Source organism: Pseudomonas sp. NPDC012596 (assembly GCF_042902325.1).
Classification (GTDB): Bacteria; Pseudomonadota; Gammaproteobacteria; order Pseudomonadales; family Pseudomonadaceae; genus Aquipseudomonas.
In genome coordinates this window covers 82,786-101,129 of record NZ_JBIBEB010000012.1, presented here as the reverse complement: position 1 = coordinate 101,129, position 18,344 = coordinate 82,786, and the positions used below count along the sequence as shown (strand labels likewise).

Below are 18,344 nucleotides of genomic sequence, written 5' to 3'. Positions count from 1 at the left end.
ACCGTAACCCACCAACTCCAAGGAAGAGCCCCTACGTGACCGCCATCCAGTTGATCGTCGGCTTGGGTAACCCCGGCCCCGAATACGAACAGACCCGGCATAACGCAGGGGCTCTTTTCGTTGAACGCATTGCCAGCGCCCAGCGCGTCTCCTTGACCGCTGACCGCAAGTATTTCGGCCTGACGGCAAAATTCAGCCATCAGGGCAACGACGTTCGTCTGCTCATCCCCACCACCTACATGAACCGTAGCGGCCAGTCCGTGGCGGCCTTGGCCAATTTCTTCCGCATCAAGCCGGAAGCAATCCTGGTGGCGCATGACGAACTCGACCTGCCTCCGGGCGTCGCCAAGCTCAAGCGCGGCGGTGGCCATGGTGGGCACAACGGCCTGCGCGACATCATCGCGCAGCTCGGCAACCAGAACGACTTCCACCGCCTGCGGCTTGGCATCGGCCACCCGGGTGACGCCAAGCTGGTCTCCAACTTCGTCCTGGGCCGCGCGCCGCGCGCCGAGCAGGAGAAGCTCGACGCCAGCATCGATTTTGCCCTCGGCGTGCTGCCGGACGTGCTTGCCGGCGACTTCGCCAAGGCGATGCGCGAGCTGCACAGCCAGAAGGCCTGACACTTTAGAAAGGGGAATACCCATGGGTTTCAATTGCGGCATCGTCGGCCTGCCCAACGTCGGCAAGTCCACCCTGTTCAACGCCCTGACCAAGTCTGGCATCGCGGCGGAGAACTTCCCCTTCTGCACCATCGAGCCGAACAGCGGCATCGTGCCGATGCCCGACGCGCGCCTGGCTGCGCTGGCAGAGATCGTCAAGCCTAACCGCATCCTGCCGACCACCATGGAGTTCGTCGACATCGCGGGCCTGGTGGCCGGTGCATCCAAAGGTGAAGGCCTGGGCAACAAGTTCCTCGCCAACATCCGCGAGACCGACGCCATCGCCCACGTCGTGCGCTGCTTCGAAGACGAGAACGTGATCCACGTTTCCAACAGCGTCGACCCAAAGCGCGACATCGAGATCATCGACCTCGAACTGATCTTCGCCGACCTCGACAGCTGCGAGAAGCAACTGCAGAAGGTCACCCGCAACGCCAAGGGCGGCGACAAGGAAGCCCTGGCGCAAAAGGCCATCCTGGAAAAGCTGATTCCGCACTTCACCGAAGGCAAGCCTGCGCGCAGCCTGATGAAGAACATGGCTGACGACGAGAAAACCGTCATCCGTGGCTTCCACCTGCTGACCAGCAAGCCGGTGATGTACATCGCCAACGTGGCTGAAGACGGTTTCGACAACAACCCGCACCTGGACGTGGTACGCGCCATCGCCGAAGAAGAAGGCGCGGTTGTGGTACCGGTGTGCAACAAGATCGAAGCCGAAATCGCCGAACTCGACGACGGTGAAGAGAAAGACATGTTCCTCGAGGCCCTGGGCCTGGAAGAGCCTGGCCTGAACCGCGTTATCCGTGCCGGCTACGAGCTGCTCAACCTGCAGACCTACTTCACTGCCGGCGTGCAAGAAGTCCGTGCATGGACCGTGCGCGTCGGCGCCACCGCCCCGCAGGCCGCTGGCGTGATCCACACCGACTTCGAAAAAGGCTTCATCCGCGCTGAAGTGGTGGCTTATGACGACTTCATCCAGTTCAAGGGTGAAGGCGGTGCCAAGGAAGCCGGTAAATGGCGCCTGGAAGGCAAGGACTACATCGTCAAAGACGGCGATGTGATGCACTTCCGCTTCAACGTATAACGGCAGTAAATCCGCGGCGCCCCGTTCGCGGGTAAACCCGCTCCTACAGGTACTGCGCCGCTCTCCAGGCTGGCGCTAAACCTGTAGGAGCGGGTTTACCCGCGAATGGGGCGCCGCCGTTTCAGCCCAGGGAAAGGAATGACTCACGCCCGTGATGACTTGAGCTGTGTAGGAGCGGATTTATCCGCGAACAATCCACCGCGGAGTATGGCCACCGAGCAACACCTGCCTCAGTGCCAGCTGATATCTCCAGCCTCCCTGGTCAGCACCAATTCGGTCAACGCCCGCCCCATCTGCACGTTGTGTACAGAGTTGACCAGCATGCCGATACCCGGCTCGCCGACATTGCCGCAGATGTATTCGTCGAGGGTGTCTTCGATACCGCGCAGTAGCTGAATCACGTAGAGCAATGCCTCGGCTGAGGGCATGTCGTTGTTGATGGTGTAGAACGAGCGGGAGGTGGTTTTTGCGGTGGGCGGATCAGGTACGAGCTTTTTCATGATGCTTCTCCGAGTTCAGTACACGAAGCCCCCACTCAACTTCCTCTCACAGAAGCAGGGTGGCAGCCGAACGTGGGGTGAGAGACCGGCGAACATCGGAATTCCGGCCAGGCAAACGCCTGCCCACGAACGGCTGCCATAGCACTGGCACGATGTATCACCGGGCTCTCACACCCGATCGTCAAACCATGACGACCCGGGGAAATTAGCCCTGATGCTCATCATCGACAACAGCGAAACGGCAGCGGCGCGCGTAGGATAATTCCCAAGCTAACTTGAACTGAAGCATTTGGTTTCAGGTTAGGAAAGATCCTACGCCTGAAGCGCCAAAACGAGGATCAGAAGCGTTCTTCCACCACTTTGAAGGGATACGCCACCGCCTTGTACTTGCCGATCTTGCCGCGCTTGGGCAGCTTCACCACCTGGTCACGGGTGATGTCCTTGTAAGGCACCCGTGTCAGCAAGTGGCTGATGATGTTCAGCCGCGCACGGCGCTTGTCGTTGGAGTGGGCCAGGAACCACGGTGCCCAGGACGAATCCGAAGCGGTGAACATCTCGTCACGTGCGCGGGTATATTCGTCCCAGCGGGTATAGGACTTGAGGTCCATGGGCGAGAGCTTCCACAGTTTGCGGCCGTCACTGATGCGGTCCTGCAGGCGGCGGGTCTGTTCGTCGGCGCTGACTTCCAGCCAGTACTTGATCAGGATGATCCCCGACTCGACCATCAGTTTTTCCAACAACGGCACCACAGTGAGGAATTTGCTGGCCTGCTCTTCGGTGCAAAAACCCATCACCCGCTCGACACCGGCGCGGTTGTACCAGCTGCGGTCGAAGATCACCACTTCACCAGCTGCCGGCAGGTGGTTGAGGTAACGTTGGGCGTACATCTGGGTTTTTTCCCGCTCGGTCGGCGCTGGCAGCGCCACCACGCGGAATACCCGAGGGCTCACACGCTCGGTAATGGCCTTGATGGTGCCACCCTTGCCAGCACCATCACGGCCCTCGAACACGATGCACACCTTCAGGCCCTTGGCCACGACCCATTCCTGCAGCTTCACCAGTTCGACATGCAGGCTTTTCAGTTGCTTCTCGTAGGCCTTGCCGCCCAGTTTCTCCGAGGGTTCTTGCAGGGCTTTTTTCCGTGACGACTTGGCCATTTGGCAGGTTCCTGAAGGCGGGTGAACAGTCAGTATGGTTCAAACCTGACGGTTCACTTCGCCAGCTTGTCGTAGCTGGTCATCAGGTTGCGGTAGTCCGGAATGTGGTTGGAGAACAAGGTCCCCAGCCCTTCGACATCATTGCGCCAGTCGCGGTGCAGCTCACAGGCCACGCCGAACCAAGTCATCAGTTGCGCCCCCGCTGCCTCCATGCGCCGCCAGGCGGAATCGCGGGTCAGCTCGTTGAACGTACCGGATGCATCGCTGACCACGAACACCTCGAAGCCCTCCTCCAGCGCCGACAACGCCGGGAAGGCCACGCAGACTTCAGTGACCACACCGGCGATCAACAGCTGCTTCTTGCCGGTGGCCTTCACCGCCTTGACGAAATCTTCGTTGTCCCAGGCGTTGATGTTGCCCGGGCGGGCGATGTACGGGGCGTCGGGGAACAGCGCTTTGAGTTCTGGCACCAGCGGGCCGTTGGGCCCGGTTTCGAAGCTGGTGGTGAGGATAGTCGGCAGCTTGAAGTACTTGGCCAGGTCGGCCAGGGCCAGCACGTTGTTCATGAAGCGGTCGGGGTCGATATCGCGGACTAGCGACAGCAAGCCAGCCTGGTGATCGACCAGCAGCACCGCGGCGTTGTTCTTGTCCAGACGTTTATATTGGAAGGCCATGACAGATCTCCTTGCGAACGCAGGTTGGGAGTTTCAGCGTAGGCAAGGATTGAGGTTGGGATCTGCCGTCAGTCGGCGAAGGCCTGGGCGATCACATCCCACCGCATGTCAATTACGCACGCGTCGGTACTGCTGGGTTGGACTGCGCGGTGAATCTGGCTCTGTCATTTCGATCAGCCCTGCAGCCAAGGCAGGTTTCAGATAGCTTTTGCTAAACGTGGGGCGGTGAGAAAGCCCTAGACGCTGCATCAACTCATTGCTTTTCAACGCGGAACCCGGCGGAAGAATACTCAAAAGGCTAGCTACTTGATCGGTTACTTGATCGGTTACTTGATCGGTTACTTGATCGGTTACTTGATCGGTAGCACTGGCTTCAACAAGCGCCTGCAGGAGAGCACTCAGCATGAACTCGGCAAACGGTGTTGCCTCAGCTGCCTGATCAGAAGCTGCAAGCGCTGCGTAATAGGCTTCCTGTTGCTCACGGATAACAGTTTCCACCGGCATGAATGCCATAACAGGGCGCCAGCGACTTAGCAGGAGTGTCTGCCATAACCCCCCATCCGCCCGTGAATTCAAAAGACCTGAAGAGGGGCTGCATTGCCACCCAAAGGCCAGACGCAATTGCCTTCACCTTATCCACTGCTATGGCATGGGTAAAGCAAGCGGGACTGTTGGTTCACGAATTTCTAAACTAATTATTTCCCCCCAGCGATTTTTCCCCCCGCCCCTCCCCACCAGAATCGCTTCACCACAATCACAATAACCGTGAGGCCACTCCCGTGGACCAGACACTCCAGGTACGGCAGGCTGCCGCCGACCTCGTCGCCGCCTTTGCCAGCAACAACACCGCCCGCTACTTCGCCTGTTTCAGCGAGGACGCCACCTTCCTCTTCCACACCCTGCCGCAACCGCTGCTGTCGCGCCGTGCCTATGAAGACCTCTGGGCTCAATGGCAGGCCGAGGGTTTTGCGGTGCTGGGCTGCGTGTCGAGCAACGTGCAGGTGAGCCTGCAGGGTGAGGTGGCGATCTTCATGCACGACGTGGCCACACACATCCGCATCGCGAGCGAAGAACAGCAACTGGCCGAACGCGAGACCATCGTGTTCCGGCGCCAGGGTGAGCGCTGGCTGGCCTGCCACGAGCACCTGTCGGTCGTCACCGCAGCCTGATCACCCCTTACGCGGCCCTGCCGCCCTGCCATCGCACCCACAAGAGGGCCGCGCCCCGCGCCGGCCTACAACAACGCGCTGGAGCATCACCATGAGCCACTCGACCGGTATCGAGACCAATGGCGTCGAACAGATCCCTGACGATCAACGCGACGCCGCCCCGCTGGACCTGTTCCGCCTCATTTTTGGCGGTGCCAACACCTTCGCCACCGCCGTGCTGGGCAGTTTCCCAGTGTTGTTCGGCTTATCGTTCCAGGCCGGGGTCTGGGCGATTCTGCTAGGGGTCGGCGTGGGCGCGCTGATCCTCGCGCCCATGGGCCTGTTCGGTGCGCTCAACGGCACCAACAATGCGGTGTCGTCAGGCGCGCACTTCGGCGTGCATGGGCGCATCGTCGGCTCGTTCCTGTCGCTGCTTACCGCCGTGGCATTCTTCTCGCTGTCGGTGTGGAGCTCGGGCGATGCCCTGGTCGGCGGCGCCAAGCGCCTGGCCGGCCTGCCGGAAACCGACCTGACCCTGGGCCTGGCCTACGGCCTGTTCGCCATCCTGGTATTGGTGGTGTGCATCTTCGGCTTCCGCTTCATGCTGTGGGTGAACAAGATTGCCGTATGGGCGTCGAGCCTGCTGTTCCTGCTGGGCATCGTCGCGTTCGCAGGGCCCTTCGATGCGGGCTACGCCGGTAGCGTCAACCTCGGGCAGGCCGGCTTCTGGGCCGCATTTGTAGGCGCTGCGATCCTGGCCATGAGCAACCCGGTATCGTTCGGTGCCTTCCTTGGCGACTGGTCGCGCTACATCCCGCGGCAAACGCCGAAGGCGCGCATCATGCTGGCGGTGATCGCCGCACAGGCCGGCACGCTGATCCCGTTCCTGTTCGGCCTGTGCACCGCCACGCTGGTGGCCACCCAGGCACCGGACTACATCGCCGCCAACAACTACGTGGGTGGTTTGCTGGCCGTTGCGCCGAGCTGGTTCTTCCTGCCGGTGTGCCTGATTGCGGTGATTGGCGGCATGTCCACCGGCACCACGGCGCTTTATGGCACGGGCCTGGACATGTCCAGCGTGTTCCCGCGCCTGCTCAGCCGCGCCGGCGCCACCCTGCTGATCGGCGTGCTGGCCATTGCCTTCATCTTCATCGGCCGCTTCACCTTCAACCTGGTGCAAAGCGTGTCGACCTTCGCCGTGCTGATCATCACCTGCACAAGCCCTTGGATGGTGATCATGATCCTCGGCCTGATTACCCGCCGCGGCTTCTACCATGCTGACGACCTGCAGGTGTTCACCCGCGGCCAACGCGGTGGGCACTACTGGTTCCTGCACGGCTGGAACTGGCGCGGCATGGGCGCGTGGATCCCCAGCGCGGCCGTCGGCCTGTGCTTCGTCAACCTGCCGGGGCAGTTCGTCGGCCCGCTGGGTGACCTGGCCAGCGGTATCGACCTGAGCCTGCCGGTCACCCTGGGCCTGGCCGGCGTGCTCTACCTGCTGCTGCTCAACCTGTTCCCTGAACCTGCTGGCGTGTATGGCCCCAACGGCCCGCGCTGGGTGCGCTGCAAAAGCACCCCGCACACGCCGGCGCTGACCACTGCCGAAATGGCCTGACTGGATACCGACCATGACCACTTCCCACTACATCGCCGGCCGCTGGGTCGAAGGCCAGGGCAGCGACTGCATCAGCGTCACCGACCCTGCGCTGGGGCTGCCCTTCGCCGAACTGATGGCCGCCAGCGTTGCCCAGGTCGACCAGGCCGTTGCTGCAGCGCGTGAAGCCCTGCCCGCCTGGAAGCACACCAGCGCCAGCGACCGTGCAGCCTACCTGCGCGGCTTTGCCGAGCAGCTCGGGCAGCGCCGTGAAGTGTTGATTGCCCTGCAGATGCGCAACAACGGCAAGCCGCGCCACGAGGCCGAAATCGACCTGGACGATGCGATCGCCACGTTCAGCTACTACGCCGACCTGGCCGCGCAACTGCCGTCGAAAAATCGCGACGTACCCCTGGCTGCGCCCGGGTTCACTGCGCGTACCCGCCTGGAACCGGTGGGGGTGGTCGGCCTGATCGTGCCGTGGAACTTCCCGCTGGTGACCAGCGCCTGGAAGCTGGCCCCGGCCCTGGCCGCTGGCTGCACCGTGGTGCTCAAGCCGTCGGAGGTCACCCCGCTGATCGAGCAGGCTTACGGCCAGATCGCCGACACCCTCGGCCTGCCCGCCGGCGTGCTGAACATCGTCAACGGCAAGGCCGAAACCGGCGCGGCACTGAGCAGCCACAACGGCCTGGATAAGCTGTCGTTCACCGGCAGCAACAGCGTTGGCAGCCAGGTGATGCGCAGCGCTTCGGCACAGTGCCGGCCGGTAACCCTGGAGCTGGGCGGCAAGTCGGCGATCGTGGTGTTCGACGATTGCGATGTCGACCAGGCAGTGGAATGGATTGTCGCCGGCATCACCTGGAATGCCGGGCAGATGTGCTCGGCCACATCGCGCCTGCTGGTGCAGGATGGCATTGCCGATGCCCTGCTGCCGCGCCTGCAGCAAGCCTTGGAGAAGCTGCGCGTTGGCAACCCGCTGGCTGAAGAAGTGGACATGGGCCCGCTGACCAGCCAGGCACAGTGGTTGAAAGTTGCCAGTTACTTCGCGACGGCACGCGAAGAGGGCCTGCAATGCCTGGCGGGCGGGCATGCGCTGGACCGTGAGGGTTGGTTCGTGAGCCCCACGCTGTATGCCGACGTGCCTGTGGGCAGCCGCCTGTGGACGGAGGAGATCTTTGGCCCGGTGCTGTGCGCACGTCGCTTCTCGACCGAAGCACAGGCGATTGCCGAGGCCAATGACAGCCGTTTTGGCCTGGTTGCCACCGTCTGTTCGGCCGACCTGGAACGCGCCGAGCGTGTGGCCGATGCGCTGGAAGTCGGGCATGTGTGGATCAACTCGATGCAGGCGGTGTTCGTCGAGACTTCGTGGGGCGGGACCAAGGGCAGCGGGATCGGTCGCGAGCTCGGACCTTGGGGGTTGTCGGGGTACCTGTCGGTGAAGCATGTCACGCGGTGCATGGGCTGATACCCACAGGGGCCGCTGCGCGGCCCAATCGCCGGCAAGCCGGCTCCCACACAGTTTTGCACAGTCTCTGAAGGCGGCGAGGCCCTGTGGGAGCGGGCTTGCCCCGCGAATGGGCCGCACAGCGGCCCCTGATTCACGCCGGCTCGTCAGCCGGGCGCGAGCCTTCCTGCACCAGCACCATGCTCTGTGGCGAGGACAGCGGAATATCCTCATCTCGCAAGCGGCCGAGGATAGTGAACAGCAGATCGCTGCGGGCACCCGACACCTGCCGCGGCCCTGCCACATAACCACTGACGCTGATCACCATGCCACTGGTCGTCAGGTCCTTGAACGTCACCGAAGGCGTTGGCGCATCCAGGATCGCCTCGTGCTCGTGATAGGCCGCCAGCAACAGCTCGCGCACCTGGTTGGCATCCGTCTCCAGCGGCAGGGTCAAGGTGATGCCCACCACGCCCAGCGCATTGCCCATGGTCACGTTACGCACGTTCTGCGAGATGAACTGCGAATTGGGCACGATCACCGTGGAGCGGTCGGACATCTGGATCTCGGTGGCGCGCACGTTGATCCGGCGAATGTCACCCTCGACACCGGCCAGGCTCACCCAGTCACCCACTTTCACCGGACGCTCGGTCAGCAGGATCAAACCGGAAATGAAGTTCTGCACGATCTGCTGCAGGCCGAAACCGATACCGACCGACAGCGCACTGACCACCCAGGTCAGGCTGGTGAGGTTGATACGCAGCGTCGACATCACCAGCATGGCCAGGAACAGGAAGCCCAAGTAGCCGACCAGCGTCACTAGCGAAGCACGCATGCCAGCGTCCATGTCGGTTTCCGGCAGCAAGCGCTCGCTCAACCAACGCTTGAGCACGCGAATGCCGAGCATGCCGCCGAACAGCATCCCCACCGCCAGCAGAATGTCGCCAGGCACGATGTTCAGGTTGCCGAGCATCTTGCCGCCGGTGCCATCCCAGTCACCCAGGCTCAGCAGCAGCTCGCCCGGGCTGGTGCCTGATGGCATCAACGCCAGCATCACGGCAAGGAACAGCAGGAACGTGCGGCCGATACCGGTCAGGATGGTACTGGCCTGCGCCTGATGGCGTGGCGCCAGGCCCAATGTCGAGGCCAGCGCCAGGCCGCCGGGTTGGCGCGGCGACAGCAGGGTTTCGAACAGGTCACCGATAAAGGTGGTCAGCAGGTAGGCACAGGTGGCGACCACGCTGATCCACAGCAGCTTGGCGGTGAGGAAGTAGGCCAGGGTCAGGTAACCGGCCAGCAATGTCAGCACGATCAGGCCAACCCACACCACGATCACGAACGGGATCAGCCCGGCCAGGCCGGTCGGGCGCTCCAGTTCATGCTTGCGCAAGGTGCGGCGGTAGCGGACGAGCGCTGTCGTGAAGATTGCCGCCACCACCAGCGCGGTCAGGCCGTTGGTCGCCACGGTCAGCGCCAGGCTGGTGCCGATCACGCTGTTGATGCGCTCCATGGTCAACATCACCATCAGCGCCAGCGCCAGCAACTTGGGGAACCAGCCCAGCGCGCTGGCCACTTCGTCATGGATCGGCGGCAGGCGCCAAGACGGGCGCTGCAGCATCAACATGGCGCGGCCCAGGCCGGTGATGAAAGCGCTGAACACCACCAGGGTGAGGAAGTGGTTGGTCAGGCTGGCAATGTCGGAACCCAACTCGGCGCTGCTCTGCAGGCCCCAGCGCAGCAGCGACACGGAACCGGCGATGGTGCCCAGGGTGGCCAGGCTTACGCTCAGGGCCAGTGCGCTGCGGCGCAGGCGGCCCTCGGGGAGCCAGCGGATCATGGCATCGGCAAGCAGGCGCTCGAAAAGCAGGCGCACCAGTGTCCAGACCAGAATCGCCGCCACCAGGCTACTGATGAAGAACCAGCGGTGCTCAGGGCTCAAGGCGCTGGCCAGGGCATCGCTTGCCTCGCCGCGCAAGTCGCGCAGGCGCATCACGTCATCTTCGGTCGGGCGTATCAACGACTGCCAGAACGCGGGGGTCAACGGGCTGGTTGCGCGGCTGGTGACCTGCGAGTTGAACTGGCTGCGGCGCAAGTTGACGATCTGCGTGGACAAGTCGCGGGCTGACTGGGTCAGCTTGGTGGCCTGGTCCTGTTCGGCAACCAAGGCTTTCTTCTGCGCCTCGAGATCCTTGCGTTGCAGGGTGAGGCTTGCGGCTTCATCAGGCTGCGGCGGGCCGATGACTTTCAGCTGGTCATCGATCTTTTGCACATCACCCGTGCGCACCGCACTCAACGCGTCGGCTTGGCGCTGTACCTGCACGGCGGCCATACGCAGCTGCGAGAGCACGTCATCGTTGGCGTTGCTGGTGACCCCCTGACGAATCTGATCGAGCCGATCGCTTAGCTGCTCGATGCTGGCATTCTCATCAAGCGCCGGCAGCTCGCCAGCGGCCAGGTTGGACACGGGCGTGGCGGCCGACCAAGCCGGCGCAGCGAGCGCCAGCATCAGGGCCATGATACCCAGGCAATAACGGGCAAGGCTTACACGCCTCATCGAACATTCCTCTATGCAACTCGATTTGGCGGTGGATTCTACGCGGCTTATGGCAATCAGGAGAGTGCCGTCTCTCGCGCCAATAGCTGTTGTTTTCGCTCCACCCCCCACCGGTAGCCACTAATGTCGCCGTCCCGGCGCACGATTCGGTGGCAGGGGATGGCCACGGCGATGCGGTTGGCCGCGCAGGCCATGGCCACGGCACGTACCGCTTTGGGTGCGCCGATGCGTTCGGCTATTTCGGTATAGCTAGCCCGGCTGCCCACCGGCACCTCGCGCAGGGCTTGCCAAACCCGCTCCTGGAAAGCGGTGCCCTGCACGTCCAGCGGCAGGTCCAGGCCCAAGGCGGGGGCTTCGACAAACCCCACCACTTCGGCGACCACGCGTTCGTAGTCGGCATCACCGCCGATCAGCCGGGCTTTGGGGAACTGGTCCTGCAATTGCTCGAGCAGCGCTTCAGGGGCCTCGCCCAACAGAATCGCACAGATGCCCTTCTCGCTCTGCGCCACCAGGATTGCGCCGAGTGAACATTGGCCAACGGCAAAGTGAATCGTCGCGCCGTCGCCACCCGCGCGATACTGCCGCGGGCGCATGCCCAACCGCTGGTCGGCACTTTCGTAGAAACGGCTGTTGGAGTTGTAGCCCGCGTCGTAGATGGCGTCGGTCACAGAGCACTGCCCATCGCTCAGGCTTTCACGCAGGCGCTGGGCGCGGAATGCCGAGGCATACGCTTTGGGCGTGAGGCCCGTTTCGTCTTTGAACATGCGGTGCAGGTGGAACGGGCTGACGGCCAGTTGTGTGCCGAGCTGGTTCAGGCTGGGTGGGTTGTCGCTGGTTTCCAGTAGGCGACAGGCACGGGCGACGAGGCCTGAGCGGCGGTTGGCCGTGGGTTTGGCCTGGCAGCGGCGGCACGCGCGATAACCGGCGGTTTCTGCGGCGGTGGCATCGGTGAAAAACTCGACGTTCTCGCGTTTGGCCATGCGTGATTTGCAGCCGGGCTGGCAATACACACCGGTGGTGCGCACGGCATAGACGAAATGCTTGGCGGCGCTGGGGTCGCGGGTTTGTACGGCTTGCCAGCGTTGGTCGTCAGTTGTGTAGGCGTTCATCACGCTATGCCTCGTGAAACCATGGAACATCAAGCCCGCCACAGGTACCAGGCTGCCACTGTCCGATGCGGGCTCCATGGGCCACCCAGCGTCCGCATCTGCGCCGGCGTCGGCGCCTTTTCCAAGCCCTTGAGCCGACGATACCCCTCGCGCACGCCAAAATCGTCCACCGGCAAGATATCCATGCGCTCCAGGCTGTAGATCAACAGCATTTCCACGGTCCAGCGGCCCACGCTGCGCAAGGCGACCAAGCGTTCGATCAAGGCATCGTCAGGCATGCGCAATGCCTCTTCGCGGCCAGGCACCGCACCGTCCAGCGTGGCTTGGGCAATGCCTTGGACAGCGGCCAGCTTGCTGGCTGAAAACCCGCAGGCGCGCATCGTTTCCGGCGCCACCGCCAACAACTGCTGCGGTGCGGGGAACGGTGAGTCCGGAAACAACGCCAGCATTCGCCCCAGAATCGCTTCGGCCGCACGCGCATGCAACTGCTGATAGGCAATCGCCCGCACCAGCGCCTCATAGGGCTCGCGCCCGGGCGTGGCGCGGTGCAAGCACGGCCCGATCGCCGCGATATGCCGCGCCCAGTCCGGGTCCAACGCAGCCAGGTAATCGGTGGCGTCGCGGTAGGCATCAGGGGAGAGGTCGGCACGGATCATCCAGTGCTCCAGCGGGTTCGGGGCAGGTCCAGCTTAGACCAGCCGCACATCGGGTAAACGCCGGATCTTGCGCAGCTAATTCCTGGCATACCATTGCTCCGCGCCACTGTCCCCGCATAGAATTGAGAACCATTAACAGTCGTACACGTTTCTCGGGGTCAGGCCTTCGCTACGATGCAGATCAACGACACGCTCAAACCGGCCGAGGTCGCCCTGCTCTACCAGTCCCATAACGCGTGGCTTCGCGGCTGGCTGCGTAGCCGGGTTGGTTGCCAGGAACACGCCGCCGACCTGGCGCAAGACACCTTCGTGCGCCTGCTGCGCGCACGCCAGGTTTCGCCGCTGCGCGAACCCCGCGCCTACCTGAGCAGCATCGCCCGCGGCCTGATGATCGACCAGTTCCGCCGCCATGCCCTGGAACGCGCCTACCAGGAAAGCCTGGCTCACCTGCCCGAAGGGGAAGTGCCCAGTGAGGAACACCGCCTGGTGATTCTCGATTCGCTCGAACGCCTCGACCGCGCCCTGCACCAGCTCAAGCCACGCGCTCGCCAAGCCTTTCTGTTGGCCCAGCTCGATGGCTTGAGCATCCCGCAGATCGCCCTGCGCCTCGTAGTATCGCGTGCCACCGTCGAGCGCGACTTGGCCAAAGCCTTGGGCGTTTGCTACCGGTTGCGATATGCCGAGCTCTGATCGCGCACCCGCACAGGCGCAGGTCGACCAAGCCATCGATTGGTTGGTGAAACTGCGCTTCGATACCCCGAGCCCGGCAACCGAACAGCAGTTTCAGCAATGGCTGGCCCGCCACCCGCTCAATGCCCAAGCCTGGCAAAGGGTGAGCAACCTCAGTGACGAACTGGCCGGGCTGCCCACCGAACTGAGCCGTCGCACCCTCGATGGCACCCAGCGCCAGCGCATCAACCGCCGTGACCACCTCAAGCTGTTGGCGGTGCTGGCGGTTGGCGGCGGCCTCGGCTGGGCCATGCGCGAACCTTTGGGCCTGCCGGCAATGATGGCCGACAGCAGCACCGGCACCGGCGAACGCCGCCGGTTACAGGGCAGCGATGGCAGCCAGATCCAGCTCAACACAGCCACCGCCATCGACCTGCGCTTCAGCGCCGAGCAACGCGAGCTGACCCTGCTGCGCGGCGAAGTCAGCCTGGCCAGCAACCCCGGCGACAACCGACCATTCCGTATCACCACCCGTGTCGGTGCACTCCGCACCCATGACGCCCAACTGCTGCTACGTGAGAACGACCAGGGCTTGCTGTTGGCTGTGCGCGGTGGAGAAGCCACGCTGTTTCCCTCCTCCGCTTCGCCGCGCCTGGTACACGCGGGCGAAGCCCTGCAAGTTTCGCCGAGCGGGCAGTACCAGCCCGCCGCGCTGCATGGCGACCCATGGGGCTGGACCGATGGCGTGCTCAGCGTACAGCAGATGCCACTTGCCGAGTTCTGCACAGAGCTTGCGCGCTACCGCCCGGGCTTGTTGCGCTGCGCGCCCGAGGTGGCCGAACTGAAGGTGTCCGGCACCTACCAACTTGGCGACACCGAACAGATCCTGCAATTGCTCGCCCGCAGCCTCCCGGTGCGTATCGACTACCGCACACGCTATTGGGTCAGCGTCGGGGCTGCCTGATTATTTTCAAAAAAGAATGAGGTGGAATCTCATTCTCGTGCGGCCTGAAGGAACAAAGCCCGAAAAGTGGTCCAAGAAACCTTCAGGAGCGGTCAATGATTCACCCGTGTCCCCCCCGCAACGACAGGCTGCGCCATGCCGTGCGCGGCGCCGTGCTAGGCCTTGGCCTGGCCAGTGCCTTCACCCTGCCCGCGCACGTGCAAGCCGCGCCCGCCAGCCAGAACCTGCAAATCGACTGGAACATCCCGGGGGGCCCATTGGCACCGGCGCTGGACCAATTTGCCCGGCAAGGCGGCTTGAACCTGTCGTACGACGCGAACAGCCTGCAAGGCAAGACCACCCAAGGCGTACAGGGCCCCCACGAGGCTGCCCGGGCGTTGGCCATCCTGCTGCAGGGCAGCGCCGTGCAGGTGCAACAGGAAGGCCCCAACAGCTTTTTGCTGATCCCGGCAATGGACGCTGGCGGTGCTCTGGAGCTGGGCGCTACCAGTATTTCCAGCAATAGCCTGGGCGAGACCACCGAGCACAGTGGGTCATACACCACTGGCGCAGTGACCATCGGCAAGACCGCGCAAAGCATCCGCCGTACCCCGCAGTCGGTAACGGTGGTCACCCGCCAGCGCATCGACGACCAGAACATCACCAACCTCACCAACCTGCTGGAGCAAACCCCCGGTGTGGTGGTGAACCTGACCGACAGCGAACGCGTGCAGTACTACTCGCGCGGCTACGCGATTGATGCCATCCAGTACGACGGCGCCACCGTGGTGCAAAGCAGCGGCGGTGGCTCGTTCATCCAGAGCGATTCGGCAATCATCGACCGCGCCGAAATCCTGCGTGGCGCCACCGGCATGATCCGCGGCGCGGGCAACCCGTCCGGCACCGTCAACCTGGTGCGCAAGCGCCCCACCCACGAATTTCAGGGTGAAGGCAGCGTCACCCTCGGTTCATGGGATGCCCAGCGCTATGTCGCCGACATCTCCGGCCCGCTGACCGAAACCGGCAACGTGCGTGGCCGGGTGATCGCCGTGCACGATGACAAGGACCACTTTCAGGATTCTCGCCAGGAACGCAAAGAGGTGTTCTACGGTGTGCTGGCTTTCGACCTGACAGACAGCACCACCCTGACCACCGGCCTGGAATGGACCAAGCTCGATGCCACCGGCGCCTGGGGCAACCTGCCCGCCGATTACGACGGTTCGCCCCTGCCGTTGGGCCGCAGCACCTACCTGGGCGCCGACTGGAACCGTTGGGATCGCAGCAACCTGCAGACGTTCGCCGAGCTCGAGCACCGTTTCGACAACGACTGGAAGCTCAAGCTGATGGCCCAGCGCACGCACTTCGAGCTGGACGACAACGGCTTCAAGCAGACGTACTTCACCCGCGCCAGCGGCGCCGCCAACCCCGGCAACAACCCTTACCTGATGAACTATCAGGTTACCGAAGGCGATGGCGGTGAGAGCCTGCAGAACAACCTCAGCGCCACCCTCAATGGCCCGTTCGACCTGCTGGGCCGTACCCATGACTTGATGCTAGGCGTAGAGCGAATTCGTAATGATTCCTACGCCTCGGCGACCAACTTCGTATCCTCGGGCGTATTCGATATCCGCGAATGGGACCCGAAGACCAGCCTGGCCGAACCGGACATCAACATCACGGCACACCCGGTGCGTACCCGCACCACACAGGAAGCGGCCTACGCCACCTGGCGCATTTCCCTGGCCGACCCGCTGACCGCGATCATCGGTGCACGTGCCAACTGGTACGACTACGAGCAGGAAAACAACACCAAGTCGAACGGCACCTTCAGCGTCGACAACAAGATCGTGCCGTACGCAGCGCTGATCTACGACCTCAACGACAACTTCAGCACCTACGCCAGCTATACCGAAATCTTCAACCCGCAGACCGCCACCGACGTCAGCGGCTCGGTCTTGGAGCCGACCACCGGCGAGGCGTACGAGACCGGCATCAAGGGCGAGTTCTACGAGGGGCGGCTGAACACCTCGCTGGCGTTCTTTCGTATTTACCAGGTTGGCAACGCCCTGGATGACGTGAGCGGGCCCAACCCTTGCCTGCCCAACTACACCTCGGGCTATTGCAAAGTGGCCGCCGGCAAGAACCGCAGCCAGGGCTTCGAGCTGGAGATTTCCGGCGAAGTGCTGCCAGGCTGGAACGTGAGCGGTGGCTACACCTACAACACCACCGAATACCTCAAGGACACCACCAGCAACACCGGCAACGCCATCCGCACCACCGACCCCAAGCGCATGCTGCGGCTGTTCACCAGCTATCGCCTGCCGGGCGAGCTGCAGGCCTGGACCGTGGGTGGCGGTGTGCAGGCGCAGAGCGACATCTATAACCGCAGTGGCAACGTCGAGGCATCGCAGTCGGGGTATGCGGTGTACAACGCGATGGTCAACTATCGCTTCAACGAGCATTACTCGTTGCAGTTCAACGCCAACAACATCTTCGACAAGAAGTACTACCGCCAGGTGGCACCGACGCCGACCGGGTATTACTGGGGTGATCCGCGCAATGTGTCGGTGACCTTGCGCGGAAGCTTTTGACTTAGGCTGACAACTCCCGCCCTATCGCCGGCAAGCCGGCTCCTACAGGTACACCACTGCACTCAAGAATGGTGGTTTGACTGGACTGCCCCAAGCAGTTGGACATCAATCCAACCCTTGGGGTGGTCCATGACTGTGGGAGCCGGCTTGCCGGCGATAGGGCCAGCACTGCCAGCACCAGAATTTCAGTCTGCCACGGCCCGCAACTTCCCCGCGCGCCGATACGACTGCCGCGCAAAACACACAAACAGCCCGGCCATGATCGCCAGCGCCATCGGCAACCCATGCGGCGCCACATCCATCGCCGCGCCGCTGACCAGCGGCCCGACCAGGCTGCCCACGCCCCACAGCAAGCCCACGCTGGCATTGGCCGTGACCAGGTCCTGGCCCTTGAAGCGCTGGCCGATCAGCACCAGCGCCAGGGTGTAGATGCCCCCCGCCACCGCGCCCAACACCACCAGCAACGGCCACAGCAGCCAGGTCATCTGCAACAGCCACGGCAAGGCAATACCGATCGCCATCGCCACCAGCCCGCAGACCAGGTGCAGCCCGGTACGCTCGACCCGGTCGGCCAGCCAGCCCAGCGGCAGCTGGAAGACCATGTCGCCGGCGAACACCACAGTCACCATCAGCGCCGCGACACCCACGGCAAAGCCATGGCTGGTGGCGTAGACCGGCAGCAGCGACAGCACCACGGCATCGAAGAAAGAGAAGAACAGCACCGCCACGCACAACGCCGGCGCCACGCGGAAGAAACCCGCCAGGCCGAAGCTTTTTTCGCCTTCTTCGCCGTGCTCTACGTGGTCGTTGGGGACCGTGAAGAGGATGCACAGCAGCGCCAGGCCATAGCAAAAGGTCACCACACCGGTGATCCACGGGCTGTTGGCGCCGATCACCGCGAGCATTGCCGGGCCCAGTACCTGAAAGCCGGTGAAGCTGGTGGCATACAGCGCCATGATCTTGCCGCGGTTGTGGTCAGGGCACAGCTCGTTGACCCAAGACTCGCCAAGGATGATCGCGATGCCCATGCCGATACCCAGGCCCAGGCGCAGCGCGGCCAGCAGCCAGATCGAGCCGAACGCGGATTCGAGTAACGCGATGCTGACGGTACACAGGCTGAAGCTGAGCAGGTAGATGGTGCGGCGGGTCAGGTGGCGGCAACAGGCGTCGACCATGAATGCCGAAAGCATCATGCCCGCAGCGGGAATGGCCGAGATGATACCGATCTGCAAGGTGCCGGCACCGGCCTCATGCAAACGCAACGACACCAGCGGCAGGCTGGCCCCCAGGCTGAAGCCGACCACCGACACGGCGAACAGAAGGCCCGCCAGCAAACGCATGTTCATGTACCACTCCTAGCAAACTGAAAAGACGCGCAGTTACAGGCGCCCACGCGCACGCCGGAAGGCGGACGACGCAAAGGCGCAGGTCAGTTCAGAACGAGGTGTGGTGAAAAGGTGAACGCAAACAGCACGCTGCGGCGACGCTTGAGCACCGTATCGCTCGGCCACGCACGACGCATGGCCTGCAAGGCAGGCTGGCGAGCATGTGGGAGGGACTGG

The 18,344-nt window shown here is 63.3% G+C and carries 15 protein-coding genes and 1 pseudogene; 8 read left to right on the top strand and 8 right to left on the bottom strand.

Annotated features, from left to right (window positions below):
- The first annotated feature begins 35 nt into the window (after positions 1 to 35).
- Positions 36 to 620 (top strand): aminoacyl-tRNA hydrolase, encoded by a 585-nt coding sequence (pth, locus tag ACFY68_RS16050; RefSeq protein ID WP_008099045.1) that lies wholly within the window; start codon positions 36 to 38, stop codon positions 618 to 620.
- 22 nt (positions 621 to 642) lie between these two features.
- On the top strand, positions 643 to 1,743 hold the full coding sequence (gene ychF, locus ACFY68_RS16045) for a redox-regulated ATPase YchF (protein WP_387529057.1): 1,101 nt from the start codon (positions 643 to 645) through the stop codon (positions 1,741 to 1,743).
- A 230-nt stretch (positions 1,744 to 1,973) separates the two neighbouring features.
- On the opposite strand, the gene ACFY68_RS16040 is transcribed toward ychF, so the two are convergent.
- The 4 genes and pseudogenes from ACFY68_RS16040 to ACFY68_RS16025 all read right to left on the bottom strand — a co-directional run.
- The gene (locus ACFY68_RS16040; protein ID WP_387529054.1) at positions 1,974 to 2,243 is read right to left on the bottom strand and encodes a hypothetical protein; all 270 of its coding nucleotides are present in this window, start codon (positions 2,241 to 2,243) and stop codon (positions 1,974 to 1,976) included.
- Positions 2,244 to 2,581: 338 nt separating this feature from the next.
- A complete protein-coding gene (gene ppk2, locus ACFY68_RS16035; RefSeq protein ID WP_387529051.1) occupies positions 2,582 to 3,400 on the bottom strand; it encodes a polyphosphate kinase 2 in 819 nt (272 codons plus the stop codon).
- 53 nt (positions 3,401 to 3,453) lie between these two features.
- Positions 3,454 to 4,074 (bottom strand): isochorismate family cysteine hydrolase YcaC, encoded by a 621-nt coding sequence (gene ycaC / locus ACFY68_RS16030; protein WP_387529048.1) that lies wholly within the window; start codon positions 4,072 to 4,074, stop codon positions 3,454 to 3,456.
- Positions 4,075 to 4,182: 108 nt separating this feature from the next.
- A pseudogene (locus tag ACFY68_RS16025) lies at positions 4,183 to 4,632 on the bottom strand (Fic family protein); the annotation flags it as partial.
- Between the two features lie 221 nt (positions 4,633 to 4,853).
- Between ACFY68_RS16025 and ACFY68_RS16020 the strand changes: the two are divergent.
- The 3 genes from ACFY68_RS16020 (at position 4,854) to ACFY68_RS16010 (ending at position 8,281) form a co-directional block, all read left to right on the top strand.
- Entirely contained in the window at positions 4,854 to 5,243 is a 390-nt protein-coding gene (locus ACFY68_RS16020; protein WP_387529045.1) for a YybH family protein, read from the top strand.
- A gap of 91 nt (positions 5,244 to 5,334) precedes the next feature.
- The gene (locus ACFY68_RS16015) at positions 5,335 to 6,837 is read left to right on the top strand and encodes a purine-cytosine permease family protein (RefSeq protein WP_387529042.1); all 1,503 of its coding nucleotides are present in this window, start codon (positions 5,335 to 5,337) and stop codon (positions 6,835 to 6,837) included.
- 13 nt (positions 6,838 to 6,850) lie between these two features.
- Positions 6,851 to 8,281, top strand: a complete 1,431-nt coding sequence (locus ACFY68_RS16010; protein ID WP_387529039.1) for an aldehyde dehydrogenase family protein — start codon at positions 6,851 to 6,853, stop codon at positions 8,279 to 8,281.
- A gap of 133 nt (positions 8,282 to 8,414) precedes the next feature.
- Here the strand turns inward: ACFY68_RS16010 and ACFY68_RS16005 are convergent, their stop codons facing one another.
- The 3 genes from ACFY68_RS16005 to ACFY68_RS15995 are packed head-to-tail and all read right to left on the bottom strand — an operon-like array spanning position 8,415 to position 12,579.
- Entirely contained in the window at positions 8,415 to 10,814 is a 2,400-nt protein-coding gene (locus tag ACFY68_RS16005) for a DUF3772 domain-containing protein (RefSeq protein ID WP_387529036.1), read from the bottom strand.
- Positions 10,815 to 10,870: 56 nt separating this feature from the next.
- Complete coding sequence (gene ada / locus ACFY68_RS16000) at positions 10,871 to 11,923, bottom strand: bifunctional DNA-binding transcriptional regulator/O6-methylguanine-DNA methyltransferase Ada (RefSeq protein WP_387529033.1); 1,053 nt, start codon at positions 11,921 to 11,923, stop codon at positions 10,871 to 10,873.
- Positions 11,924 to 11,952: 29 nt separating this feature from the next.
- On the bottom strand, positions 11,953 to 12,579 hold the full coding sequence (locus tag ACFY68_RS15995; RefSeq protein ID WP_387529030.1) for a DNA-3-methyladenine glycosylase family protein: 627 nt from the start codon (positions 12,577 to 12,579) through the stop codon (positions 11,953 to 11,955).
- Positions 12,580 to 12,753: 174 nt separating this feature from the next.
- Between ACFY68_RS15995 and ACFY68_RS15990 the strand changes: the two genes are divergently transcribed.
- The 3 genes from ACFY68_RS15990 to ACFY68_RS15980 all read left to right on the top strand — a co-directional run bounded on the left by ACFY68_RS15990 (position 12,754) and on the right by ACFY68_RS15980 (position 16,782).
- Positions 12,754 to 13,269 carry a sigma-70 family RNA polymerase sigma factor gene (locus ACFY68_RS15990; protein WP_387529027.1) on the top strand — a complete coding sequence of 172 codons (516 nt, stop codon included), beginning with the start codon at positions 12,754 to 12,756 and terminating at the stop codon, positions 13,267 to 13,269.
- Positions 13,256 to 14,212: a FecR domain-containing protein gene (locus tag ACFY68_RS15985; RefSeq protein ID WP_387529024.1), complete on the top strand. Its 957-nt coding sequence runs from the start codon at positions 13,256 to 13,258 to the stop codon at positions 14,210 to 14,212. Before ACFY68_RS15990 ends, ACFY68_RS15985 begins: the two co-directional genes overlap by 14 nt.
- A gap of 95 nt (positions 14,213 to 14,307) precedes the next feature.
- Positions 14,308 to 16,782, top strand: a complete 2,475-nt coding sequence (locus ACFY68_RS15980) for a TonB-dependent siderophore receptor (RefSeq protein ID WP_387529021.1) — start codon at positions 14,308 to 14,310, stop codon at positions 16,780 to 16,782.
- Between the two features lie 185 nt (positions 16,783 to 16,967).
- Here the strand turns inward: ACFY68_RS15980 and ACFY68_RS15975 are convergent, their stop codons facing one another.
- Positions 16,968 to 18,128 carry an MFS transporter gene (locus tag ACFY68_RS15975; RefSeq protein ID WP_387529018.1) on the bottom strand — a complete coding sequence of 387 codons (1,161 nt, stop codon included), beginning with the start codon at positions 18,126 to 18,128 and terminating at the stop codon, positions 16,968 to 16,970.
- Between the last annotated feature and the right edge of the window lie 216 nt (positions 18,129 to 18,344).

Coding starts and splice junctions, on each gene's coding strand:
- ychF (WP_387529057.1), top strand. CDS start 643: ATGGGTTTCAATTGCGGCATCGTCGGCCTGCCCAACGTCGGCAAGTCC.
- ACFY68_RS16040 (WP_387529054.1), bottom strand. CDS start 2,243: ATGAAAAAGCTCGTACCTGATCCGCCCACCGCAAAAACCACCTCCCGC.
- ppk2 (WP_387529051.1), bottom strand. CDS start 3,400: ATGGCCAAGTCGTCACGGAAAAAAGCCCTGCAAGAACCCTCGGAGAAA.
- ycaC (WP_387529048.1), bottom strand. CDS start 4,074: ATGGCCTTCCAATATAAACGTCTGGACAAGAACAACGCCGCGGTGCTG.
- ACFY68_RS16015 (WP_387529042.1), top strand. CDS start 5,335: ATGAGCCACTCGACCGGTATCGAGACCAATGGCGTCGAACAGATCCCT.
- ACFY68_RS16010 (WP_387529039.1), top strand. CDS start 6,851: ATGACCACTTCCCACTACATCGCCGGCCGCTGGGTCGAAGGCCAGGGC.
- ACFY68_RS16005 (WP_387529036.1), bottom strand. CDS start 10,814: ATGAGGCGTGTAAGCCTTGCCCGTTATTGCCTGGGTATCATGGCCCTG.
- ada (WP_387529033.1), bottom strand. CDS start 11,923: ATGAACGCCTACACAACTGACGACCAACGCTGGCAAGCCGTACAAACC.
- ACFY68_RS15995 (WP_387529030.1), bottom strand. CDS start 12,579: ATGATCCGTGCCGACCTCTCCCCTGATGCCTACCGCGACGCCACCGAT.
- ACFY68_RS15990 (WP_387529027.1), top strand. CDS start 12,754: ATGCAGATCAACGACACGCTCAAACCGGCCGAGGTCGCCCTGCTCTAC.
- ACFY68_RS15985 (WP_387529024.1), top strand. CDS start 13,256: ATGCCGAGCTCTGATCGCGCACCCGCACAGGCGCAGGTCGACCAAGCC.
- ACFY68_RS15980 (WP_387529021.1), top strand. CDS start 14,308: ATGATTCACCCGTGTCCCCCCCGCAACGACAGGCTGCGCCATGCCGTG.
- ACFY68_RS15975 (WP_387529018.1), bottom strand. CDS start 18,128: ATGAACATGCGTTTGCTGGCGGGCCTTCTGTTCGCCGTGTCGGTGGTC.